General features: G+C 63.6%; 21 protein-coding genes and 1 tRNA gene. 12 read left to right on the top strand and 10 right to left on the bottom strand.

All coding sequences use genetic code 11. The features are described from left to right. Positions 1–13: 13 nt before the first annotated feature. Together AC0QTX_RS20250 and AC0QTX_RS20245 are read right to left on the bottom strand one after the other, a co-directional pair. On the bottom strand, positions 14–1,297 hold the full coding sequence (locus tag AC0QTX_RS20250; protein WP_474605626.1) for an O-acetylhomoserine aminocarboxypropyltransferase: 1,284 nt from the start codon (positions 1,295–1,297) through the stop codon (positions 14–16). Positions 1,298–1,491: 194 nt separating this feature from the next. Next, complete coding sequence (locus AC0QTX_RS20245; protein WP_474605625.1) at positions 1,492–2,016, bottom strand: CoA-binding protein; 525 nt, start codon at positions 2,014–2,016, stop codon at positions 1,492–1,494. 51 nt (positions 2,017–2,067) lie between these two features. Here AC0QTX_RS20245 and AC0QTX_RS20240 point away from each other — a divergent pair, with 51 nt between their 5' ends. Beyond that, on the top strand, positions 2,068–2,505 hold the full coding sequence (locus AC0QTX_RS20240; protein WP_474605624.1) for a PaaI family thioesterase: 438 nt from the start codon (positions 2,068–2,070) through the stop codon (positions 2,503–2,505). A gap of 16 nt (positions 2,506–2,521) precedes the next feature. Here the strand turns inward: AC0QTX_RS20240 and AC0QTX_RS20235 are convergent, their stop codons facing one another. Continuing rightward, positions 2,522–3,148, bottom strand: coding sequence for a glutathione S-transferase family protein (locus tag AC0QTX_RS20235; protein ID WP_474605623.1), 627 nt, complete (start codon positions 3,146–3,148; stop codon positions 2,522–2,524). A gap of 295 nt (positions 3,149–3,443) precedes the next feature. Here AC0QTX_RS20235 and rplM point away from each other — a divergent pair, with 295 nt between their 5' ends. Together rplM and rpsI are read left to right on the top strand one after the other, a co-directional pair. Continuing rightward, positions 3,444–3,908, top strand: coding sequence for a 50S ribosomal protein L13 (gene rplM / locus AC0QTX_RS20230; RefSeq protein ID WP_474605622.1), 465 nt, complete (start codon positions 3,444–3,446; stop codon positions 3,906–3,908). Positions 3,909–3,912: 4 nt separating this feature from the next. Further along, positions 3,913–4,389 (top strand): 30S ribosomal protein S9, encoded by a 477-nt coding sequence (rpsI, locus tag AC0QTX_RS20225; RefSeq protein ID WP_474605621.1) that lies wholly within the window; start codon positions 3,913–3,915, stop codon positions 4,387–4,389. A gap of 55 nt (positions 4,390–4,444) precedes the next feature. Here rpsI and AC0QTX_RS20220 read toward each other — a convergent pair whose 3' ends face one another. Next, a complete protein-coding gene (locus tag AC0QTX_RS20220) occupies positions 4,445–4,963 on the bottom strand; it encodes a hypothetical protein (RefSeq protein ID WP_474605620.1) in 519 nt (172 codons plus the stop codon). A 290-nt stretch (positions 4,964–5,253) separates the two neighbouring features. Between AC0QTX_RS20220 and argC the strand changes: the two genes are divergently transcribed. Continuing rightward, a complete protein-coding gene (gene argC / locus AC0QTX_RS20215; protein ID WP_474605619.1) occupies positions 5,254–6,222 on the top strand; it encodes an N-acetyl-gamma-glutamyl-phosphate reductase in 969 nt (322 codons plus the stop codon). A 150-nt stretch (positions 6,223–6,372) separates the two neighbouring features. Here the strand turns inward: argC and AC0QTX_RS20210 are convergent, their stop codons facing one another. After that, positions 6,373–7,257: a fumarylacetoacetate hydrolase family protein gene (locus AC0QTX_RS20210; protein ID WP_474605618.1), complete on the bottom strand. Its 885-nt coding sequence runs from the start codon at positions 7,255–7,257 to the stop codon at positions 6,373–6,375. Between the two features lie 382 nt (positions 7,258–7,639). Here AC0QTX_RS20210 and AC0QTX_RS20205 point away from each other — a divergent pair, with 382 nt between their 5' ends. Then, the gene (locus tag AC0QTX_RS20205; protein ID WP_474605617.1) at positions 7,640–8,968 is read left to right on the top strand and encodes an OmpP1/FadL family transporter; all 1,329 of its coding nucleotides are present in this window, start codon (positions 7,640–7,642) and stop codon (positions 8,966–8,968) included. A gap of 70 nt (positions 8,969–9,038) precedes the next feature. On the opposite strand, the gene AC0QTX_RS20200 is transcribed toward AC0QTX_RS20205, so the two are convergent. After that, positions 9,039–10,844: a PHA/PHB synthase family protein gene (locus AC0QTX_RS20200; protein ID WP_474605616.1), complete on the bottom strand. Its 1,806-nt coding sequence runs from the start codon at positions 10,842–10,844 to the stop codon at positions 9,039–9,041. A 244-nt stretch (positions 10,845–11,088) separates the two neighbouring features. Here AC0QTX_RS20200 and AC0QTX_RS20195 point away from each other — a divergent pair, with 244 nt between their 5' ends. The 7 genes from AC0QTX_RS20195 to AC0QTX_RS20165 all read left to right on the top strand — a co-directional run bounded on the left by AC0QTX_RS20195 (position 11,089) and on the right by AC0QTX_RS20165 (position 17,743). Further along, positions 11,089–11,364: a hypothetical protein gene (locus AC0QTX_RS20195; RefSeq protein ID WP_474605615.1), complete on the top strand. Its 276-nt coding sequence runs from the start codon at positions 11,089–11,091 to the stop codon at positions 11,362–11,364. Between the two features lie 42 nt (positions 11,365–11,406). After that, positions 11,407–12,627, top strand: coding sequence for an LL-diaminopimelate aminotransferase (locus tag AC0QTX_RS20190; protein WP_474605614.1), 1,221 nt, complete (start codon positions 11,407–11,409; stop codon positions 12,625–12,627). Between the two features lie 108 nt (positions 12,628–12,735). Then, a complete protein-coding gene (locus AC0QTX_RS20185; RefSeq protein WP_474605613.1) occupies positions 12,736–14,058 on the top strand; it encodes a homoserine dehydrogenase in 1,323 nt (440 codons plus the stop codon). 56 nt (positions 14,059–14,114) lie between these two features. Then, entirely contained in the window at positions 14,115–15,113 is a 999-nt protein-coding gene (gene glpX, locus AC0QTX_RS20180; RefSeq protein WP_474605612.1) for a class II fructose-bisphosphatase, read from the top strand. A 130-nt stretch (positions 15,114–15,243) separates the two neighbouring features. After that, on the top strand, positions 15,244–15,687 hold the full coding sequence (locus tag AC0QTX_RS20175; protein WP_474605611.1) for an N-acetyltransferase family protein: 444 nt from the start codon (positions 15,244–15,246) through the stop codon (positions 15,685–15,687). A gap of 91 nt (positions 15,688–15,778) precedes the next feature. Further along, positions 15,779–17,590 (top strand): single-stranded-DNA-specific exonuclease RecJ, encoded by a 1,812-nt coding sequence (recJ, locus tag AC0QTX_RS20170; RefSeq protein WP_474605610.1) that lies wholly within the window; start codon positions 15,779–15,781, stop codon positions 17,588–17,590. Positions 17,591–17,668: 78 nt separating this feature from the next. Next, a tRNA-Glu gene (locus tag AC0QTX_RS20165) sits at positions 17,669–17,743 on the top strand. Positions 17,744–17,863: 120 nt separating this feature from the next. Here AC0QTX_RS20165 and AC0QTX_RS20160 read toward each other — a convergent pair. The 4 genes from AC0QTX_RS20160 to AC0QTX_RS20145 all read right to left on the bottom strand — a co-directional run bounded on the left by AC0QTX_RS20160 (position 17,864) and on the right by AC0QTX_RS20145 (position 21,471). Further along, positions 17,864–18,364, bottom strand: a complete 501-nt coding sequence (locus tag AC0QTX_RS20160) for a hypothetical protein (RefSeq protein ID WP_474605609.1) — start codon at positions 18,362–18,364, stop codon at positions 17,864–17,866. Then, a complete protein-coding gene (locus AC0QTX_RS20155) occupies positions 18,361–20,208 on the bottom strand; it encodes a glycoside hydrolase family 15 protein (protein WP_474605608.1) in 1,848 nt (615 codons plus the stop codon). Before AC0QTX_RS20155 ends, AC0QTX_RS20160 begins: the two co-directional genes overlap by 4 nt. A gap of 5 nt (positions 20,209–20,213) precedes the next feature. After that, positions 20,214–20,690 carry a DUF2231 domain-containing protein gene (locus AC0QTX_RS20150; RefSeq protein WP_474605607.1) on the bottom strand — a complete coding sequence of 159 codons (477 nt, stop codon included), beginning with the start codon at positions 20,688–20,690 and terminating at the stop codon, positions 20,214–20,216. 70 nt (positions 20,691–20,760) lie between these two features. Next, complete coding sequence (locus AC0QTX_RS20145) at positions 20,761–21,471, bottom strand: RNA polymerase sigma factor (protein ID WP_474605606.1); 711 nt, start codon at positions 21,469–21,471, stop codon at positions 20,761–20,763. Between the last annotated feature and the right edge of the window lie 15 nt (positions 21,472–21,486).

The raw sequence follows: 21,486 nt of genomic DNA, 5'->3' as shown, positions 1-21,486 counted from the left end.
AGCGAGAGACAGGCTACGCCGCGTCTAGGGCCTGATTGAGGTCGTCGATCAGATCCTGGGTATCCTCGAGCCCGATCGACAGGCGCACGACCTCGGGGCCGGCACCGGCCTGGGTCTTCTGCTCATCCGTGAGCTGACGGTGCGTGGTCGAGGCCGGGTGGATCACCAGGGAGCGGGTATCGCCGATATTGGCCAGGTGCGAGAACAGCTTGAGGTTCGACACCAGCTGCACGCCGGCCTCGTAGCCGCCCTTGAGCCCGAAGGTGAACACCGCACCGGCACCCTTGGGGCAGTATTGCTTGGCGAGGTTATGGTAGCGGTCGGAGCGAAGGCCGGGATAGCTCACCCACGAGATCTTGCTGTGGTTCTCCAGATGCTCGGCGACCGTCAGCGCATTGTCCGAGTGGCGCTGCATGCGCAGCGGCAGGGTCTCGATCCCGTTGAGGATCAGGAAGGCGTTGAACGGCGAGAGCGCCGGGCCGAGATCGCGCAGGCCGAGCACGCGGCAGGCGATGGCGAAGCCGAAATTGCCGAAGGTCTCGCCCAGAACCATGCCGGCATATTCCGGACGTGGCTTGGAGAGCATGGGGTAGCGGTCGTCGCCTGCGAAGTTGAACGAGCCGCCATCCACGATGAGGCCGCCGACGGAGTTGCCGTGGCCGCCGAGGAACTTGGTGGCCGAGTGCACGATGATGTCCGCACCGTGCTCGAACGGGCGGATCAGGTAGGGAGAGGCCATAGTGTTGTCGACGATGAACGGGATGCGGTGCTTCTTGGCAATGGCCGCGATCGCCTTCAGGTCGACGATCACGCCGCCCGGATTGGCGATCGATTCGACGAAGATGGCCTTGGTCTTCGGGGTGATGGCGGCCTCGAAGGAGGACGGATCGTCCGAATCGGCCCAGACCACGTTCCAGCCGAAGTTCTTGTAGGCGTGGTTGAACTGGTTGATCGAGCCGCCATAGAGCTTCTTGGCCGCAATGAACTCGTCGCCGGGCTGAAGCAGGGTGTGGAAGGTCAGGAACTCCGCCGCATGGCCCGAGGCGACCGCCAGAGCCGCCGTGCCGCCTTCCAGCGCCGCCACACGCTCCTCGAGGACCGCGCAGGTCGGGTTGCCGATACGCGAATAGATGTTGCCGAAGGCCTGAAGCCCGAAGAGGGAAGCGGCATGATCCACGTCGTCGAAGACGAAGGAGGTTGTCTGATAGATCGGCGTGGCCCGCGCGCCGGTGGCCGCATCGGGGGCCGCTCCGGCATGGATGGCAAGCGTATTGAAACCTGGCAGACGGTCAGTCATGGCAGCAGCCTTTTCCTCTCAAGGACGTCAGTTCGTTCTCTATAAAGAACGAAACGTTCTTTGGGTCAAGGAGGCCATTGAGGCTCAGTTTGTCCTCAACGGCCCTGTGCCGGTGATCCCGCCTCGGTGGCGCAACGCTCCCTTGGCGAGATGGCCGGGACAAGCCCGGCCAGGGCGGGGTACCGGTAACCCCATCAACGCCGATTGAGGCTGAGCTTCTGGAAGCCCTTGCCTGAGAGAACCGGCTTCTTCGAGCTGATCATCCGCGAGTTGACGCCCTGCCAGGAGATCTCGCCGGAGAGGCGCCCGAACTCGATCTTCGGACAGCGGTCCATGACCACATCCAGACCCTTCGCCTCGGCCCTGGCAGCCGCCTCGTCGTTGCGGACGGAGAGCTGCATCCAGAGAACCTTCGGCAAGGGGTCGAGCGACAGCGCCTCGTCCGTGATGGGACCGGCGGCCTCCGAGTTGCGGAACACCTCGACCATGTCGATCGGGACGGGCACGTCCCTCAGGGAGGCGTAGACCGTCTTTCCCAGAAGCTCGGTGCCGGCGAGCCCCGGATTGATCGGGATGACATCGTAGCCCCGCTCCAGCAGGTACTTGGTGACGATCCAGCTCGGGCGCGCCGGGTTCTGCGAGGCTCCCACCAGCGCGATGGTCTTCACGCTGTTGAGGATGCCGCGGATGTAATCGTTCGGATAATTGTCGTGATTCATGAACGGAACGTATGGGATAGGGCAGGGCAGTTCAATGAGCATCGCAGATTCATGGCATCGCATCATCCCATCATGACCCGAGACGAACTTGCGGCCTTTCTCGACCGCGAGTTCCCGCAGATCCATATAGGCGGCCAGACCTATTTCGTGGACGAGGTCGGCCCGCTCTCGGCGCGCATGCGATTGGCATACCACGAGCGTCATATCCGCCCCGGAGGAACGATCTCGGGACCGGCCATGATGGCCCTGGCGGATCTCGCCCTCTATGTTGCGATTCTGGCCCATATCGGCCCGGTGCCGCTCGCCGTCACCACGAGCCTCAACTTCAACTTCCTGCGCAAGCCCGAGCAGCGCGACCTCATCGCCGAGTGCCGCCTGCTGAAGCTCGGCAAGCGGCTGGCGGTGGGCGAGGTATCCATCTATTCGGAAGAAAGCTCGGACGTGGTCTGCCACGCGACCGGGACCTATTCGATCCCGGACCGGCGCTGATAACTGTCAACCGTGCTCAAGTCTTCGGCGGCAGGAGCGCGTCGTCAATCGAGCGCGCCTTGAGGGCAGCCGGACGACTGCCGATCCGGCTCCAATAGGCCTCGAAGGCGGGTCTCTTCTCGATTGTCCCGAACATCATGCCCCAGCCGATCTGGGAGCCGACATAGACATCGGCGGCGCTGAACCGGTCGCCGGCGATGTATTCGGACTGAGACACCGCATATTCCAGGGCACTCAGCACATCCTCTATAGAGCCGTAGCCGACCATGCCCTGACGATCGCACGGCACCTCGAAGCCGAGAGACTTGTTGCTGACGGCAGCCTCCACCGGGCCGGCGGCGAAGAACATCCAGCGGTAATAGGTGCCCCGGCGGGGATCTCCCGGAGGAGGCGCCAGCCTTGCATTGGGGAAAGCATCGGCCAGGTAGGCGCAGATCGCCGCCGCTTCGGTGACAACCGTCCCCTCGTGGAGGATGGCCGGCACCTTGCCCATCGGGTTGATGGCCCGGTAGCCGGAAGCCTTCATCTCCGGCCCGAACCCAAGAATCTCCGTCCGGTAGGTACAGCCTGTTTCCTCCAGCATCCAGCGCACGATGCGGCCCCTCGACATGGGATTCGTGAAGAAGATCAGGTCATCGGCCATTGAGAGCCCCTCATTATAATTATGGACTGATTGTGCCTCATACTTAAGGCCAAGCATAGTCCAGGCTGGCTTGAGGGGAAGCTTATGTGGTTCTATGATACCGCATATGTGGTGCCATATTACCTAATGTTTCTAAATTCATGATATGTCTATCTTTTCTTGATCAGGAGCGCTGCCTGTTTCCGGTTGACTTCCGGATGTGAAAACATTAAACAGCCCTCACTCGCCGCCGCACCTCGCGGCGGTTTGTCGTTTCTAGAACCTGAGCCTTATGGCTCTAACGGGATACAGCGCAATGAAGACTACAACTTCGCTGAAGCCCGCCGAGGTCGAGAAGAAGTGGGTTGTGATCGACGCTAAGGGCCTCGTTGTGGGCCGTCTCGCTTCGGTCGTTGCCATGCGCCTGCGTGGCAAGCACAAGGCTAACTACACGCCCCACGTCGACTGCGGCGACAACGTCATCGTCATCAACGCCGACAAGGTGGTGTTCACCGGCCGCAAGCGCGAGCAGAAGGTGTACTACCACCACACCGGTTATCCGGGCGGCATCAAGGAGCGCACCGCGCGCTTCATCCTCGACGGCCGCTTCCCCGAGCGCGTGGTCGAGAAGGCTGTGGAGCGCATGCTCCCCCGCGGCCCGCTTTTCCGTCAGATCATGGGCAACCTGCGCGTCTATGGCGGCACTGAGCATCCTCATACCGCTCAGCAGCCGGAAGTCCTGGACGTTGCGGCCCTCAACAGCAAGAACGTGAGGGCTTAAATCCATGGCGACCCTTCAGTCTCTCGCCGATCTGGGTGATAACGCCCAGACCACCGCTCCGGAAGCCCCGAAGCACGTCCAGAAGCTCGACTCGCTCGGCCGCGCTTATGCCACCGGCAAGCGCAAGGACGCGGTTGCCCGCGTGTGGATCAAGCCCGGCTCCGGCAAGATCGTGATCAATGGCCGTACGGCTGAAGTTTACTTCGCCCGTCCCGTGCTGCGCATGATTCTCGCTCAGCCGCTCCAGATCGCCCAGCGCGAAGGCCAGTACGACATCACCGTCAACGTTGACGGTGGCGGTCTCTCCGGCCAGGCCGGTGCGGTCCGTCACGGCCTCGCCAAGGCGCTGACCTACTACGAGCCGGAGCTTCGCGGCCCGCTCAAGAAGGAAGGCTTCCTGACCCGCGATCCGCGCGTCGTCGAGCGTAAGAAGTACGGCAGGAAGAAGGCCCGCCGCAGCTTCCAGTTCTCGAAGCGCTAAGGCTCCTTCAGCCGGAACATTCGAAAGGGCGGTCCTCGGGCCGCCCTTTCCATATTTACGACAGGGCGCGCTCCAGTTCGGCCTTGGTCATGCGCGAGCGGCCTGAGATGTTTTGCTTGCGGGCGCGTTCCATCAGCTGGGCCTTCGTGATGGACGCTCCGCTGCCGCTCCGGGTGGCGCTCTTGCGCGCAGCCGCGGCTTTCCTGGCGACATCGCGCGGCTGCTTCGAGAACTGGCGTCCCTTACGGGTGTCGGCCTTCTTCTTATCCGACGACCTCTTGTACTCGCTGTCCGTCAGCGCCTTTCGGCTCTTGGCCGGAAGGTAGCGCTCACCGGTGTCCTGGCTCTTTTTCCCCGACTTGGTGCCCCAATCCTCGTCCTGCCATTGCTGGAGATGGTTGTCCGAGGCCTTCTTGCCCTCGTAGCCGCCGCCCTCCTTCTTGTACTCGGCCACGGCCATCTGGGCCTTGCGGGCGGACCATTGGCCCGGCTTCCCGCCTTTGGCGCTCTTGGTGACCTTTGCCTTCACGGTCTCCCAGAGCTTGGGATTGGACTTCTTTGCCGTGCCTGTCATGCGGTCCGCCTGTCTTTCGTCGGGATTGCGAGGCAACCGCAAGGGATCGCAAGGGTTCCGAGGGCCTGAAGCGCTTGACAAGCCAAGCTTCCTCGCTCCATAGACCACCTCATGATCATCGTTTCAGACATCCGACGTAGCCTGTCCGCCGCGCCTGCGCGCCTGCGATGACGGCTGCTCGTCCGTTCGTCTGCCAGCCGCGCCCTCTGCGCGGCTTTTCTTTTTCCTGAAACCTTGTGGGGCTTGAGCGCTTCGCCCTATCTCAGCCTCGACGACAGATTGGATCGACCATGACCTCGACCCTCGACAGATCAACAGGCCTCAGCCAGCAGACCAAGACCGTCTTCATAGACGGGGAGGCTGGCACCACCGGCCTCGGCATCCGCGAACGCCTGAAGGACGTGCCCGGCGTGGGGATCCGCAGCATCGATCCGGAGCGGCGCAAGGACCCGGCCGCCAAGCGCGAGATCCTGGCCGAGGTCGATCTGGTGGTGCTCTGCCTCCATGACGATGCCGCCCGCGAGACAGTGAGTCTCGTCGACGGCCTGAGCGGCAAGAGGCCTCGCATTCTCGATGCCAGCACGGCCCACCGGGTGAGTCCCGGCTGGGTCTACGGCTTTGCCGAACTCGATCCTGCCCAGCGGCAGGCCGTTGCCGATGCCGACCGGGTCGCCAATCCGGGCTGCTATCCCACCGGCGCCATCGCGCTCATCCGGCCTCTCGTGGATGCAGGGCTCGTTCCGGCCGATTACCCGATCAGCGTCAATGCGGTGAGCGGCTACAGCGGTGGCGGGCGCTCAATGATCGAGGCCTACGAGGCCGGCACGGCTCCGGCCTTCGAGCTCTATGGCCTCGGCTTCGAGCACAAGCACGTGCCCGAGTTGCAGAAATATACCGGCCTGACCCGGCGCCCGATCTTCATTCCGTCGGTGGGCAATTTCCGCCAGGGCATGCTTGTGAGCGTACCGCTCCATCTCGACTTGCTGCCCGGCCGGCCGAAGGCTGCCGATCTCGAGGCGGCGCTCATGGGGCACTACCAGGGCGGCGGCCTTGTCAGCGTAGTCCCGACGATCCGGGACGGTAAGAAGATCGAGCGCCTCGAGCCTGAGGCCCTGAACGATACGGATCGTCTGGAGCTCTTCGTCTTCCAGCACGACAGCTACAATCACGCGCTCCTCGTCGCCCGCCTGGACAATCTCGGCAAGGGAGCCTCGGGCGCTGCGGTGCAGAACATCCAGCTCATGCTGGGGCTGATCTGAAAAGCAGTGCCGCGCTTGTTGTCATCACCAGCCTCGTGCCGGTGATCTCGATTCGAGAAGCAATGAGCCTCATGACAGCGAGATGGCCGTCCGCGGATCAAGTCCGGGGACGGCCATGACGGGAAAAACAAAGCGCTTCTCTCGTAGGCGCTAATGTCCCTTCCAGCTCTTGCTGGTGTCTATTGCATTCCCCTCGAAGGCGACGAAGCGTTGGCGCTGTTCGCCGAGCCCCTCGATTCCAAGCGACACCTCATCGCCTGGCTTAAGGAAGCGCGGGGGCTTCAGGGCCATGCCGACGCCGGGCGGGGTGCCGGTGGTGATCACGTCGCCGGGCTCCAGGATCATGAAGTGCGAGACGTAGGAAACGATCTGCGCCACGTTGAAGATCATGGTCTTGGTCGAGCCGTTCTGCATGCGCTCGCCGTTCACGTCGAGCCACATGGAGAGGTTCTGCGGGTCCGGGATCTCGTCCTTGGTTACCAGCCAGGGGCCGAGGGGGCCGAAGGTGGGGCAGCCCTTGCCCTTGGTCCAGGTGCCGCCGCGCTCCAGCTGATACTCGCGCTCGGAGACGTCGTTGCAGACGCAGTAGCCGGCGACGAAATCCAGCGACTCGTTGGCGCCGACATAGGAAGCCCGGTCGCCGATCACGATGGCCAGCTCGACTTCCCAGTCCGTCTTCTGGGACCCGCGCGGGATGATCACGTCGTCGTTGGGTCCGACGATGCAGGAGGGCGCCTTGTTGAAGACGATGGGCTCCGCCGGGATGGCCGCGCCCGTCTCGGCAGCATGGTCGGCATAGTTCAGCCCGATGGCGATGAAATTGCGCACCAGGCCCACGCAGGCTCCCAGACGCTGCCCCGATGGGGCGAGGGGGAGGGCGGAGTGATCGGCCTGACGGATCCGATTCATGGTCTCTGCTGACAGCGTCTCTCCACCAATGTCGGGAACGACACCCGACAGATCGCGGATCTGCCCCTGGGCATCGACCAGCCCGGGCTTTTCCCGTCCCGCTTCCCCAAATCTCACCAGCTTCATCAAACGCTCCTCTCTCTGCGTCACGTGCATACTTGGCGCGAAAGCGCTGCGCAACAATGCATGATCCGGATGCAAATCTGTTGCTGTTTTGTCACGAACTCCTACAAAGTGCGCGATATCCCTGTTCCCAGAGGTGGTAGAAAGCAGCCGTTGAACGAATGCAAATACGTTTGTTCAGATATGAACGTTTGTTCCATACTTTGATTTATTGCCAGCTTACGTAAGCAAAGATAAGTATTGTTCGGGTCCTATACATCCAGTTCGTGAATTATTAACAACTCGGGCCCGTCTCATAATCAGATTGCGGCCAAATTTAAGCATTGGCAGATTGTGCTCAAGGCGGGATTCGCCCGCACAAGAAGCAAATGGGCAGGAAAACTCCATGAGTCGTCTCTCTCGTTCTTTGACCCTGGCTGCAGTCTCTCTTGCAGCCCTCGTCGCCGCTCAGGGTGGTGCCCAGGCCGGTGGCTTCGCCATCCGTGAGCAGAGCGCCACGGCTCAGGGCTACTCCTTCGCCGGTGCCGCGTCCGGCTCGGGCTATCTGTCCTCCATGTTCTGGAACCCGGCCGTCATCACCATGATGCCGGGCTGGCAGAGCGAGACCCACCTGTCGGTCATCATTCCGCGTGTCGAGATCGATCCGACGACCGGTACTGCTCCGTTCCTGCTCCCGCTCGGCGGCTCCGGCGACATCGGCCAGGACGCGATCGTACCGACCGGCTACTCGTCGTACCAGATCAACGACATGCTGTGGGTCGGCGTTTCCAACACGGCTCCCTATGGCCTCGTCACCGATCCTCGGCAGAACTGGGCGGGGCAGGTCTACTCGCGTTCGTCCAAGATCTTCTCCATCAACGTGAACCCGGTCCTTGGCGTGAAGATCAACGACTGGTTCTCGGTCGCAGCCGGTCCGTCGCTGCAATATTTCGATATTCGCCTGAAGAACGGAATCTCCCCGGCGCCAGGCGCATCGAGCCTCATCCTGGAAGGTGACGATATCGGCTTCGGCTTCACGGCTGGCGTGACCATCACCCCGTTCGCCGGCACCTCCATCGGTATTGGCTACCGCTCTGCGATCGAGCACGAGCTCGATGGCACCCTGTCCGCTCCTGCCGGTACCAATCTTGGCGCCGGGCCCCTTCCGGTCGGTGTGCGGCTCCCCATCACGTCGAAGCTGAAGACGCCGGATCAGGTCACCATCGGCATCTCGCAGGCGATCTCTCCGGCCGTTACGGTCCATGCCGGCTTCGAGTGGACGAACTGGAGCGTTCTGAAGGAGCCGGTCATTGCCGGTCCTAGGGGCCCCCTCAGCCGTCTCGAGCTCAACTACGACGACGGCTACTTCTACTCGCTGGGCTTGGACTACAGGCTGAATAACCAGTGGACGCTGCGCGCTGGCGTGGCCTACGAGCAGTCGCCGATCGATACGGAGATCCGCTCCACCCGCCTGCCTGACAACGACCGCATCTGGGCGTCCGTCGGTGTCGGCTACCAGTGGAACGAGAAGCTGTCGCTCGACGTCTCGTACACCCACATCTTCACCAAGGAGACGGATGTCCGCATCACTCCTGGGCACCAGGACTACATCACTGGCCTGCCCTTTGTGGCCGATGTGGATGCCAGCACCGACATCGTCTCTGTGGCCTTGCGCTACCGCTGGGACGATCCGGCAGTCGCCATCCCGGCCGCGCCGATCGTTGCCAAGTACTGATCTCCTCAGTGAGCAAACAAAAAAGGCCGGCGAAAAGCCGGCCTTTCTTTTTGGCTGATGACGAAACTTCTCAGGACTTGGCCAGAACGTAGGTTCCCGGCGCATCGCAGAGAGGTTCCAACTTGCCGCCCCCGGGTTCGCGCGCCGGCACCATCTTGGGGCCTTGGGCTTTGATCCATTCGAACCAGTAGGGCCACCAGGAACCGGGCGTCTCGTTCGCCTGCTTCATCCATTCCTCCAGTTCGCCTTCGACGGGCCCGCCCGTCCAGAACTGATACTTCGGCTTGCCCGGAGGATTGACGACGCCGGCGATATGTCCCGATCCGGCGAGCACGTAGTGGACCGGTCCGCCGAAGGCTTTCGAGCCGACGAAGACGGACCGGGCAGGGGCGATGTGGTCTTCCTTGGTGGCAAGGTTGAAGATCGGCACCTTCACCTTCTTCAGATCGAGCTTCACGCCCGCAAGCTCCATCTCACCTTGAGCGAGCCTGTTCTCGAGATAGCAGTTGCGCAGATAGAAGGCGTGATTGGCCGCCGGCATGCGCGTGGAGTCGGCGTTCCAGTAGAGCAGGTCGAAGGGGAGCGGCGCCTTGCCCTTCATGTAGACGTTGACCACGTAAGGCCAGATCAGATCGGTGGGCCGCAGCATGTTGAACGCATTGGCCATGCGTGCGCCTTCGAGATAGCCTCGCTTCTTCATGGAGGCCTCGATGCTCTGGACCTCCTGCTCTCCGGCGAAGACCTTCAGATCGCCCGCATGGGTGAAGTCCACCTGCGCGGTGAACAGCGTCGCGCTGTCGATGCGCTTGTCGCGCTTGGCGGCCATGTAGGCCAGCGTCGTGGCGAGCAGGGTGCCGCCGACGCAGTAGCCGATCGCCGTCACCTTCTTCTCGCCCGTCGCCTGCTCGATGGCTTCCAGCGCCGCGAAGATGCCGTCGCGCATGTAGTGCTCGAAGCCCTTCTCCGCATGCTGCTCGGCCGGATTGACCCACGAGATGCAGAAGACGGTCAAACCCTGCGCGACCGCCCAGCGGATGAAGCTCTTCTCCGGGTTGAGATCGAGAATGTAGTACTTGTTGATCCAAGGCGGCACGATCAGCAGCGGCCGCTTGAGCACCTTCTCGGTGGTCGGCGAATATTGGATCAGCTCGATGAGATCGTTGCGGAAGATCACCTTGCCGGGGGTATTGGCGATGTTGGCGCCGATCCTGAAGTTGCTCGGGTCGGACTGCCGGATCTTCAGCTCGCCACCGCCGGCTTCGAGGTCCTCCGCCAGCATGGTGATGCCGCGCACGAGGTTGGCACCGTTCTCGCGCATGGTCTCGCGGATGAGCTCGGGGTTGGTCAGGAGGAAGTTGGAGGGCGAGAGCGCGCTGGAGAGCTGCTTGAGATAGAACTGGGCCTTGTGCCGGGTGCGCTCGTCGAGGCCGTCCGCATTCTCCACAAGGTCCTCCGCCCAGCGGGAGGAGATGAGATAGGCCTGCTTCAGGAAGTCGAAGATCGGGTTCTCGGACCATTCGGGATCCTTGAAGCGGTTGTCCTTGGGCTCGGGCTCAGCGACCGGCTCCGCCGGCTCACCCTGAGCACGCTTCAGGGTCGAGGCCCACAGGCTCAGGAACTGGGTGCCGAGGCGGGTCTGGGCCTCCAGACTCCTCTGCGGGTCGGTCATCCAGGCCTCGGCCACGCGGCTCAGGGACTTGATGGCTTCCGAGGCATTTCCCGGAGGTTCCGACAGGGTCTTGCCTTCCTGGACGGGCTTGAGGTAGGCGGCGGCGGCCTTGCCGGCGCCCTCGATGAAGCGCGCAACGTTTTGGGAGAGTTCCTCAAAGTCCGGGGTTTGGGCTTGGGTCTTCTCTTCACCATATGGCTTGTCCATAAGGCGATCTCCCTCTATCGCAGCAGCATTGCCCTCAGGCTGCACTTCCGACATCTTAGCGTTCGAAGCGCTGGGTTTGCCAGAGTCATGTTGCCATCCTTAGGTATCAGAAATGCGTACGAAGCCCTTTTCGATCCCTCCCTCAGCGGCATTTGCGCTAATCTTGTTTTCGGCTGTCGGCGTGAGCGGCTGCAACAGCAATCCCGTGAGGGATGTGGCCACTTCTCTCGGAGCAGGCCCCCAGATGGCGCCGACACCTGACTTCGTGCAACGCTCGCGGCCGGCCGATCTCCAGTACATGCCGATCGGGGCGGCCGTTCCCGAGCGCCCGACACCTGCACGCACGGCGGATCAGATAAAGGCGGCAGAAGCGGAGCTCGATGCCCTGCGGGCCCGGAACGAGGCTGCCGGCGCTGCGGCTGCCGAACAGGGAAAGACTCCGCCGCCTCAGCCTGTCAGGCTTCCGGCCAACACGTCGCAGCAGACAGGCCAGAAGACGAATTCCAACAGAAGGCCTTAGTGCCTATACGGAATGATGTGATTCCGCTCGGGGACGAGAACCATGTCTGATTTCTACCGGATCAAGCGCCTTCCGCCTTACGTCTTCGAGCAGGTCAACCGCATCAAGGCCGCCGCCCGTGCCAATGGGGCGGACATCATCGATCTCGGCATGGGCAATCCGGACCTCCAGGCTCCCCAGCACGTCATCGACAAGCTCGTCGAGACCGTGGGCAAGCCCAGGACCGATCGATATTCGGCCTCTAAGGGGATCGGCGGCCTGCGCCGCGCCCAGGCCGGCTACTATGAGCGCCGATTCGGAGTGAAGCTCAACCCGGACACCCAGGTGGTGGCGACGCTTGGCTCCAAGGAGGGCTTCGCCAACATGGCCCAGGCGATCACGGAGCCGGGCGATGTGATCCTCGTGCCTAATCCGAGCTATCCGATCCACGCCTTCGGCTTCCTCATGGCCGGCGGAGTCATCCGTTCCGTCCCGGCCGAGCCGACGCCCGAATTCTTCCTCGCCGCCGAGCGGGCCGTGGCTCACTCGATCCCGAAGCCGGTTGCTCTCGTCGTGTGCTACCCGTCGAACCCGACGGCCTATGTGGCCTCCCTCGACTTCTACCGGGACCTTGTGGCGTTCGCGAAGAAGCACGAGCTGATTCTACTATCGGACCTCGCCTATTCCGAAGTTTATTTCGACGAGACGAACCCGCCGCCCTCGATCCTACAGGTGCCCGGCGCCATCGACGTGGCCGTGGAGTTCACCTCCATGTCCAAGACTTTCTCCATGGCCGGCTGGCGCATCGGCTTCGCGGTCGGCAACGAGCGGCTTCTGGCGGCTCTCGCCCGGGTGAAATCCTATCTGGATTACGGCGCTTTCACCCCCGTGCAGGTCGCCGCCACCGCCGCGCTGAACGGGCCGGACGACTGCATCCGCGAGATGCGCGCCACCTACAAGCGACGCCGGGACGTGATGGTCGATTCCTTCGCGAAGGCCGGCTGGACCGTGCCCGTTCCCACCGCCTCCATGTTCGCCTGGGTGCAGATCCCCGAGAAATTCCGGTCTATGGGAAGCCTCGAATTCTCCAAGCTCCTGGTTGAGAAGGCGGACGTGGCGGTCGCGCCCGGCATCGGCTTCGGGGAGCACGGCGACGATTACGTGCGCATCGCTCTTGTGGAAAACGAGCAGCGCATCCGCCAGGCCGCCCGCAACATCCGCAAGTTCTTCGATCAAGCGGACCAGACGCTTCATAACGTGGTGCCGATGGTTCGGCGGGTCTAGCCTCTGCAGGAATTCATGCCGATGCCTGTGACCGGGGTTCTCGTCCGCATGGACATGGAACCCCGGCAGTCGTAAAAGCAGCCCGAGAATTTCAAGGAGCTGCTGTTCGTGACACGTCCCCTTCGGGTCGGTATTGCCGGCCTCGGCACCGTCGGCGCCTCGGTCATCCGCATCCTCGACCGTCAGAACGAGGCCATCGCCCAGCGGGGCGGAAAGCCCGTTCAGGTCACGGCCATCTCGGCCCGTGACAGGTCCAAGGACCGTGGCTTCGACCTCTCGCGCTTCACGTGGTTCGACAATCCCGTGGACCTTGCCGGCGCAACTGACGTGGATTGTGTCGTCGAACTCGTTGGCGGCGCGGACGGGGCGGCGCTGGAGACGGTGCGCACGGCGCTCTCCCAGGGCAAGCACGTGGTCACGGCCAACAAGGCTTTGCTCGCCAAGCACGGTCTCGAGCTGGCCAGGCTCGCCGAAGAGAGGGGCGTGTCGCTCGCCTTCGAGGCTTCAGTGGCCGGCGGCATCCCGATCATCAAGACCCTGCGCGAGGCCCTGCCAGCCAACAGAATCTCGCGCCTCTACGGCATCCTCAACGGGACCTGCAACTATATCCTCTCGCGGATGGAGCTGGAAGGCTTGACCTTCCTGGAATGCCTGAAGGACGCCCAGCGCCTCGGCTATGCGGAAGCCGATCCGACCTTCGACGTCGAGGGCTTCGATACGGCCCACAAGCTCGCCATCCTCACCAGCCTTGCCTTCGGTACGCAGATCGACGCGGAGGCGATCTACGTGGAGGGCATATCCTCCATCGCGCCGCTCGATCTCGCCATGGCGAAGGAGCTGGGCTTCCGCATCAAGCTTCTGGGCGTTGCCGAGCGGACCAAGACCGGCATCGAGCAGCGCGTCCACCCGACCATGGTGCCCCGCACGTCCTCCATCGCCCAGGTCATGGGCGTGACGAATGCGGTGACCATCGATGCCGACGCGGTCCGCGAGCTGACCCTGATCGGTCCGGGGGCAGGGGGCGATGCCACCGCGTCCGCAGTCGTTGCGGACATCGCCGACGTCGCAACCGGCAAAGTACAGCCGCTCTTCGGCGCTCCCATCGACCAGCTGGATAAGGCGGCCCGGGCCCCCATGCAGCGCCACGAGGGCGGCTACTACATCCGCCTGACAGTCCATGACCGCCCCGGCGTCGCCGCCGGCGTGGCGACACGGATGGCCGAAGGCGACATCTCCCTCGAGAGCATTCTGCAGAAGCGCTCTGAAACCGCCGCCACCAAAGACCCGCATGGTCGCTCGGGCGCCCCGGTTCCGCTGGTGCTCATCACCTATGCGGCCACCGAGGCTTCGATCCGCTCGGCCCTGGAAAAAATTTCGGGGGATGGTCTTATTGCCGAGCCGCCCCAAGTCATTCGCATCGAACGCGAGTAACCTGACGCCGGGCCCGATAGCCCGGCGACGACCACAAAAAGGGAGACGACACGTCCATGTCGCAAGGCATTACCGTCCAACCGGGCCAAATCATCGAGCGCATCCTGACCCTGGAACTCGTCCGCGTCACGGAGCGCGCGGCGGTGGCCTCCGCCAGGCTGCGCGGCCGCGGCAACGAGAAGGCCGCCGACCAGGCGGCTGTGGATGCCATGCGCCGTGAGCTGAACAAGCTGCCCATCGACGGCACCGTGGTGATCGGCGAGGGCGAGCGCGACGAGGCTCCGATGCTCTTCATCGGCGAGCGGGTCGGCAACAAGCAGGGCCCGAAGGTCGACATCGCGGTCGATCCCCTCGAGGGCACGACCCTTTGCGCCAAGGACATGCCCGGCTCCATCGCGGTCATGGCCATGGCCGAATCCGGCACGCTGCTCGCCGCACCCGACGTCTACATGCACAAGATTGCCGTCGGCCCGGGATATCCCGCCGGCGTCGTCGACCTGGATGCCAGCCCGGAGGAAAACCTCCACAACCTCGCCAAGGCGAAGGGGGTGAAGGTGAACGAGCTCACCGCCCTCGTACTCGACCGTCCACGCCATGCCGATCTCATCGCCGCGATCCGCAAGACCGGCGCCGGCATCCGGCTGATCTCCGACGGCGACGTGGCCGGCGTGATCTTCACCACGAAGCCGGAAGAGACAGGCATCGACATCTATCTCGGCATCGGCGCCGCCCCTGAGGGCGTGCTGGCGGCCGGGGCGCTGCGCTGCATCGGCGGCCAGATGCAGGCCCGCCTGATCCTCGACACCGAGGAAAAGCGCTCCCGCGCACTCCAGATGGGCGTGACCGATCCCAACCGGAAATACGACATGACCGATCTTGCCCGCGGCGACGTGATTGTGGCGGCCACCGGCGTGACCGATGGCGCCCTGATCAAGGGCGTTCATTTCGGCAGGGACGTGATCACCACGGAAACCGTTGTGTATCGCTCCGCTACGGGCACCGTGCGCCGCATCTACGGCGAGCACCGGGAGCTGTCGAAGTTCCACCTGGATTAAATTTCGCCATACTGCAGATATTGCCTTCGTCATGGCCGGGCCCGTCCCGGCCATCCACGTTTTTGAGGCTAAAGGCGTGTATCCCCGGAACAAGTCCGGGGATGACGATGGAGCAGACCAGGAGAGCCAGATGATCCAGATTCGCCCCTTCCGCCCCGAGGACCGCCAGGCCTGGGAGCCTCTCTGGCAGAGCTATCTCACCTTCTACAAATCCTCCTTAGCCGCAGAGGTCACGGAGGAGACGTGGCGGCGACTTAACGATCCGGCCGAGTCCATGCATGGCCTCGCGGCCGTTCTCGACGGCAAAATCGTCGGCATCGTGCATTACATCTATCACCGCTCCACCTGGACCTCAGGCGACTATTGCTACCTGCAGGACCTGTTCACGGCCGAGGAGGCACGGGGACGCGGCGCAGGCCGGTTGCTGATCGAGGCGGTCTATGAAAAGGCGAGGGTGGCTGGCGCGAGCCGGGTCTATTGGCTGACGCACGAGACCAATACGGCAGCCCAGGCCCTCTACGAGAAGGTCGCCTCCCGAAGCGGCTTCATCCAGTATCGGCATATGCTCGGTTGATGCTCATCTCACCTCTGGGGGAGATAGCAGGGCCAGGAGTGACGATGTGGGGAAGGTGCTTTGACCACAATTCGCGGGTAAGACTCGCCATGTGACCGAATCATCTCCTCTTCTTGTGCCAAAGCCCTTCCTGGGCGTCGCCAATTCCGCCCTTGGGCGCACCTGGGTCGAGCGCTGCGATGCCGCCCAGAGCACCATCGCGCTTGCCATCGCTCAGACCCACGGCCTGCCCGATGTCCTCGCCCGCGTCCTCGCCGGTCGTGGCGTGAGCATCCATGACACCGAAGGCTTCCTGAACCCGCGTCTGCGGGATCTCATGCCGGACCCGCACAAGCTCACCGACATGGAGGCGGCAGCCTCCCGCCTCGCCGACGCGGTGACGGGGGCTGAGAAGGTGGCAATCTTCGGCGATTATGACGTGGACGGCGCCTGCAGCGCAGCGCTGCTTGCCGAGTACCTGCGTGCCTGCGGGGTGGAATACGCGATCCACATCCCCGACCGGATCACGGAGGGCTATGGTCCGAACGTGGATGCGATACGGGCTCTCAAGGTGCAAGGCGCCGACATCCTCGTCACGGTCGATTGCGGCACCGCCAGCATCGAGCCCCTGGCTGAGGCGAGGCGCCTGGGCCTCGATCCCCTCGTCATCGACCATCACCAAGCCCCGGAGCAGTTGCCGGAGGCGCTCGCCATCGTGAATCCGAACCGGCAGGACGACCTGTCGGGCCTCGGCCACCTCTGTGCGGCGGGCGTGGTGTTCCTGTTCCTGGTTGCGCTCAACCGCACCCTGCGCTCGCGCGGATTCTTCGATGGCCGGTCCGAGCCCGACCTGATGGGGAGCCTCGACCTTGTGGCCCTGGCGACCGTGGCCGACGTGGTGCCGCTCCTCGGCCTCAATCGCGCCTTCGTGCGCCAGGGGCTTGCCATCATGAGAAGCCGCCGCCGGGTGGGGCTGGCGGCACTCCTCGACACCGCCGGGCTCGCAGGAGCGCCGGAAAGCTGGCATCTCGGCTATCTCGTCGGGCCTCGCATCAACGCCGGCGGGCGCATCGGCGATGCCGCCTTGGGCTCGAAGCTTCTTCTGACCGAGGATCCGGTCCAGGCCGGAAGGCTGGCCGCCGAGCTGGACCGGCTCAATCGCGAGCGCCAGGCCATCGAAGTCGTGGCCGTCGCGGAGGCGGAGGCCCAGGTCATGATGGTTCTGGAACGCATGCCGGACCTGCCCGTCCTCGTGACCGCCTCGGCCGAGTGGCACCCGGGCATCGTCGGCCTCATCTCGGCCCGCACCAAGGAGCGGTTCCGCCGCCCGGCGTTCGCGTTCACGCTCAACCAGGACGGGACGGCCACCGGTTCCGGCCGCTCCGTGCCTGGCGTGGATCTGGGCTACGCGGTGCGGGCAGCCGTGGATGCCGGGCTTGCCATCAAAGGCGGCGGCCACACCATGGCGGCCGGCGTGACGATCCGGGCCGCAGACCTCCAGCTTTTCCTCGATTTCATCACAGAGAGGCTCTCCGAGCCGGTGAGCGTCATGCGGCTGCGGGACAGTTTCGCCATCGACGCAACTCTGACGGCAGCCGGCGCCCAGCCTGGTGTGGTCACGGCCCTCGAAAGAGCAGGACCCTTCGGTCAGGGCCAGCCCGAACCCGTCTTCGTCTTCCCGCAGCATCGGGTGATCGAGGCGCGGGAGGTCGGCAGCGGCGGGCATTTGCGGGTGAAGCTTCGCGGCGGCGACGGCAGCCTCATTGGCGGAATTGCCTTCCGGGCCGCCGGCCAGCCTCTCGGCGCCGTCCTGTCCCAGGCCATCGGCAACCCGCTCCATGTGGCGGGAACGCTCTCGATCGATCGCTGGGGCGGAGGCGAAAAAGCCGAGCTTCGCATCATGGATGCCGCACAGCCTGAATAATTGGAATCGGGTGCTTGCGATGCGTCACGAACCCATCTATAGGTTCGCCCACTTCGGCGGCACCGCCCCGAATGACCTGCGCCCTTCGTCTATCGGTTAGGACGCCAGCCTTTCACGCTGGAGAGAGGGGTTCGACTCCCCTAGGGCGCGCCATCTCCTCCCACCCCAATAATCCATGATTTCTAAGCTCTGATCGTGGCTGGGCTCGTACCTTCCGCGGCAACAGCCGAGCCGACGGCCTCGCGGGTTCGACGGGCCGTCGCAAAGGCCCTCCTAGACCAACGTCATTTGCGGCAGGCCGCCCAGCACGGCTCCATAGGCCGCTTGGCCAAGCAGGGTCGTCAATGGCGTCCGGGGACCATAGTTGAGGCCCATGAAGCCGGGAGGCTCAAGCTGCCGGATTGCCGATGCACCGTCGTATTCGGACGCCATCCTGGGATGGAGGTAGGGCAGGAGGGGCAGGCCGCAGACGAGCAGGAACAATCCATGTAGCAGGCCCACCAAGGTGCCGAGCCACCAGGTGTAGAGTCCAAGGCTTGCGAACAGGACGAAGTACAAGAACGCGAACAGCCATCCTCCAATGACATAGACGACGAACCCCACGATGACGGCCCATCGCCTGTCGCCGGAGAAGAACGTGCCGGCGAGAAATGGCAGACTGAGGCGTGAGAGGCCAAGACCCTGCGCTCCCTGGAGAACCGTGGTCATGGCAACGGTCGCCACAAGGCCCCAGATCATCATGCTCCCGAATGACGGCAGGCCAGCAGCGATCATCGGCACGATTCTTTCTGCGCCTCGGCGAGCGCCATGGCGGCGTTGATGAGGCCGACATGGGTGAAAGCCTGAGGGAAATTGCCGAGTGCCGCTCCCGTCGCGACATCGATTTCTTCCGCGTAGAGCCCGACATCGTTGGCAAACGACAGCATGCGTTCGAAGGCATCGATGGCATCGGTCAGGTCTCCGCGCTTGGCCAGATTGTCGACGGCCAGGAAGCTGCAGATGCCGAAGGCACCCTCCCTCGATTCCAGACCATCGAACCCATGCTCATAGCGGTAGATGAGGCCGCGGCATCCAAGGCGCTGCATGATCCTGTCGAACGTGGCCCGCATGCGGGGATCGCTTGGTTCTTTGTAATCGAGGCAGCCCATCAGAAGCAGCGCGGCATCCAGGGCATCCCCTTCGAACTCGCTCGTGTAGCTGCCAAGGGATTCGTTGAAGCCGCGGGTCTCGATCGCTCGGGCGATGGTAGCGCGCTCTTGGCGATAGCGGTCCGCATCTATCTGGATGCTGCCCTGCTCGTGCAGCTTGATCAGGCTGTCGAGCGCCGCCCAGCACATGACCTTCGAGAAAGTATATTGGCGCTTGGACCCTCGGATCTCCCAGATGCCATGATCGCCATCTTGCCAGTGTCTGCAGACCGTCTCCCCGAAGCCCGCAAGTAGCTTGGCCTCATCGTCCTGCAGTTGTCCGCCGCCCCTGACAAAATAATACGCCGCGGATACGACCTCGCCATAAACATCCAACTGGACTTGCTTGTGGGCTTCGTTGCCGATGCGGACAGGTCGGGATCCGCGGTAGCCGGACAGGTGGCCGAGGGTTTCTTCCTTGAGATTGGTTCGCCCGTACACATCGTACATGACCTGCAGCTTGGGCCAGGTCAGGCGCGTGGCATGCAGGAGCCATTGCAGGAAGGACGCTGCCTCGTCGTGAAAGCCCAAGCCGGTGAAGGCCCTCATGGTGAGGGCCGCATCGCGCAGCCAGCAGTAGCGATAATCCCAGTTGCGGTCTGCTCCGATGGCTTCAGGAAGAGATGTCGTCGGGGCCGCCACCACGGCGCCTGAAAGAGCGAAGGTCATCAATTTGAGCGTGATGGCGCTGCGCTGAACCTCATCCCTGTACGGCCCCTCATAGGTGCAGCGATCGATCCAGCCCTGCCACCATTCTGCCGTGCGGTAGAGCCGATCCTGCGCGAGCTCTCCTAAGGGAGCAATGACGCCGATGGCGCCCTTGGTATAGGCGACCGAGAAGCACAGCCTCTCGCCTGCCTTGAGGCGGATCCGCCCGGCCACGGCGGTTCCATCCGGCGACGCCTCCAGGCGGGCCTCCGACGACAGAAGGCAGAGTTCGTCCCCCCAGGAGCAGGACCAGCCGAGGGCACCGCGGGATCGGATGCGTATTCTCTCTCGTGCATAGTTCGGCCGTGGCTCGAACCGGACGTTCAGGATCACCTCACCCTCGATGCCTTCCACGATCCGCAGCACCTCCCGCATGGGTGCGAGGCGGCCCGAATGTTCCTCGATGGGCATCAAGTCGATCAGATGCGCAGCGCCGGAGCCCGTGCGGAAGGTGGTTTCCAGAACCGGCGTCCCCGGCAGGTAGCGCCGCGATGATTCGAATTCGTGCGCAGGTTGGATGGCAAAGTGCCCGCCGCGCTCCTGATCGAGAAGCGCGGAGAAGAGGCTCGGCCCGGAGAAGTGTGGCAGGCAGAGCCAATCGAGGGATCCCGTCCGCGAGATGAGGGCTGCCGTACGGCAGTCGCCGATGATCGCATAGTCGCCGATCTCAGGATCCGGTTTTTGACCCGAGGGGGCGTCTTGCCGGACGGCGACTTGGAGCATCCGTATCAGGTTCCCTGGTCAGAGACAGCGACCCGGTGGCGGTAGACCATCTCCCAGCCGCGCCATCCGGTGTAAAGCAGGAGGAGAACGACGACGAGCGAGATGATGAGGCCAGTCGGCAGAACGGCGGCGTCTCCTACCTCGTAGCGGCGATACCAGTTCCACAATGAGAGCAGGACGACGACGACGTTTCCGAACATGTGGTGCCAGGCCGCTGACAGATTGCGGATGCGCCGGTCTCCCATGAAGTCGGTAAGACCTGCCACAGCCGCAAGAGCTGCCATGACGAGCGCAGCACCTAGAAGATAAAGCGAGGCCGTGCTCCAGGCGCTGTTGCCCGTGTTCCAGAAGAGCAGGTCGCAGACGAGGGTTGCCACAAGGAAGGCGACCGGGAAGGGGATCAGCATGGGATGCAGGGGATGCCCGGCGATCTGAGCGGTGCTTTGCGGATTGCGATCTCGGACGGTATTGTCGGCTCTCATGGCGTTTTCCTCCTTCTCTGCGGAATGGTTCAAGGCGATGTCGTTCACCACGGTTCGGGTCGCGTCATGCTCATTCCTCCGGCGTCGCCCCCAGACCGAGCTGCTCCAGCACGGTTTTCGTGATCCGGCTGCAGCGGGTTCCCGCGCAAGGGAAGACCTCGCTCAGCTCCGACGAGAGTGTTTTGTCGAGGGACTGGCGTAGAAGGCGTCTTGCGCGATGGAGCCGCGTCTTTACCGTTTCGGGCCGCAGACCCAGCTGAGTGGCCGTCTCCTCGATGCTCATCTCTTCGATGTCACGGAGAACGAACACCATTCGGAAAGAAGCCGGCAGCTGATCGACCGCGCGTTCGAGCAGACGCCGAACCTCGGCCCGAGCGGCTGCGGTTTCCGGGTCGCTGTCCTGGCGGGCCGACGGCAGATAGATCACGCGGGCCTCCCCTTGATCGTTGATGGCATCGATATCCTTCAAGGCGACCGTGGTACGACGCCGTCGCAGCCGTCCCAGCGCCTCGTTCAGCGCAATCTTCGTCAGCCAGGTCGAGAGCTGTGCTTCGCCACGAAAACCGTCGAGATGGGTGAAGGCGCGCACGTACGCCTCCTGGACAACGTCCTCCGCCTCGGCATCATCGTCGAGGACGCTGCGAGCGACCCGGTAGAGGCGTCGATTGTGTCTTTGCATGATCAGCCGGACTGCAGCACCGTCCCGGTTTCGGGCGCGTTCCACCAGCGCCCCGTCATCGAGTGCCTCCAACGATGCTGCCGCGACCTTTGCCGTCTGCATGGCCAAGCCCCTGTC

Source organism: Microvirga sp. jy35 (assembly GCF_056148915.1).
This window is presented reverse-complemented; position numbering and strand designations above follow the sequence as displayed.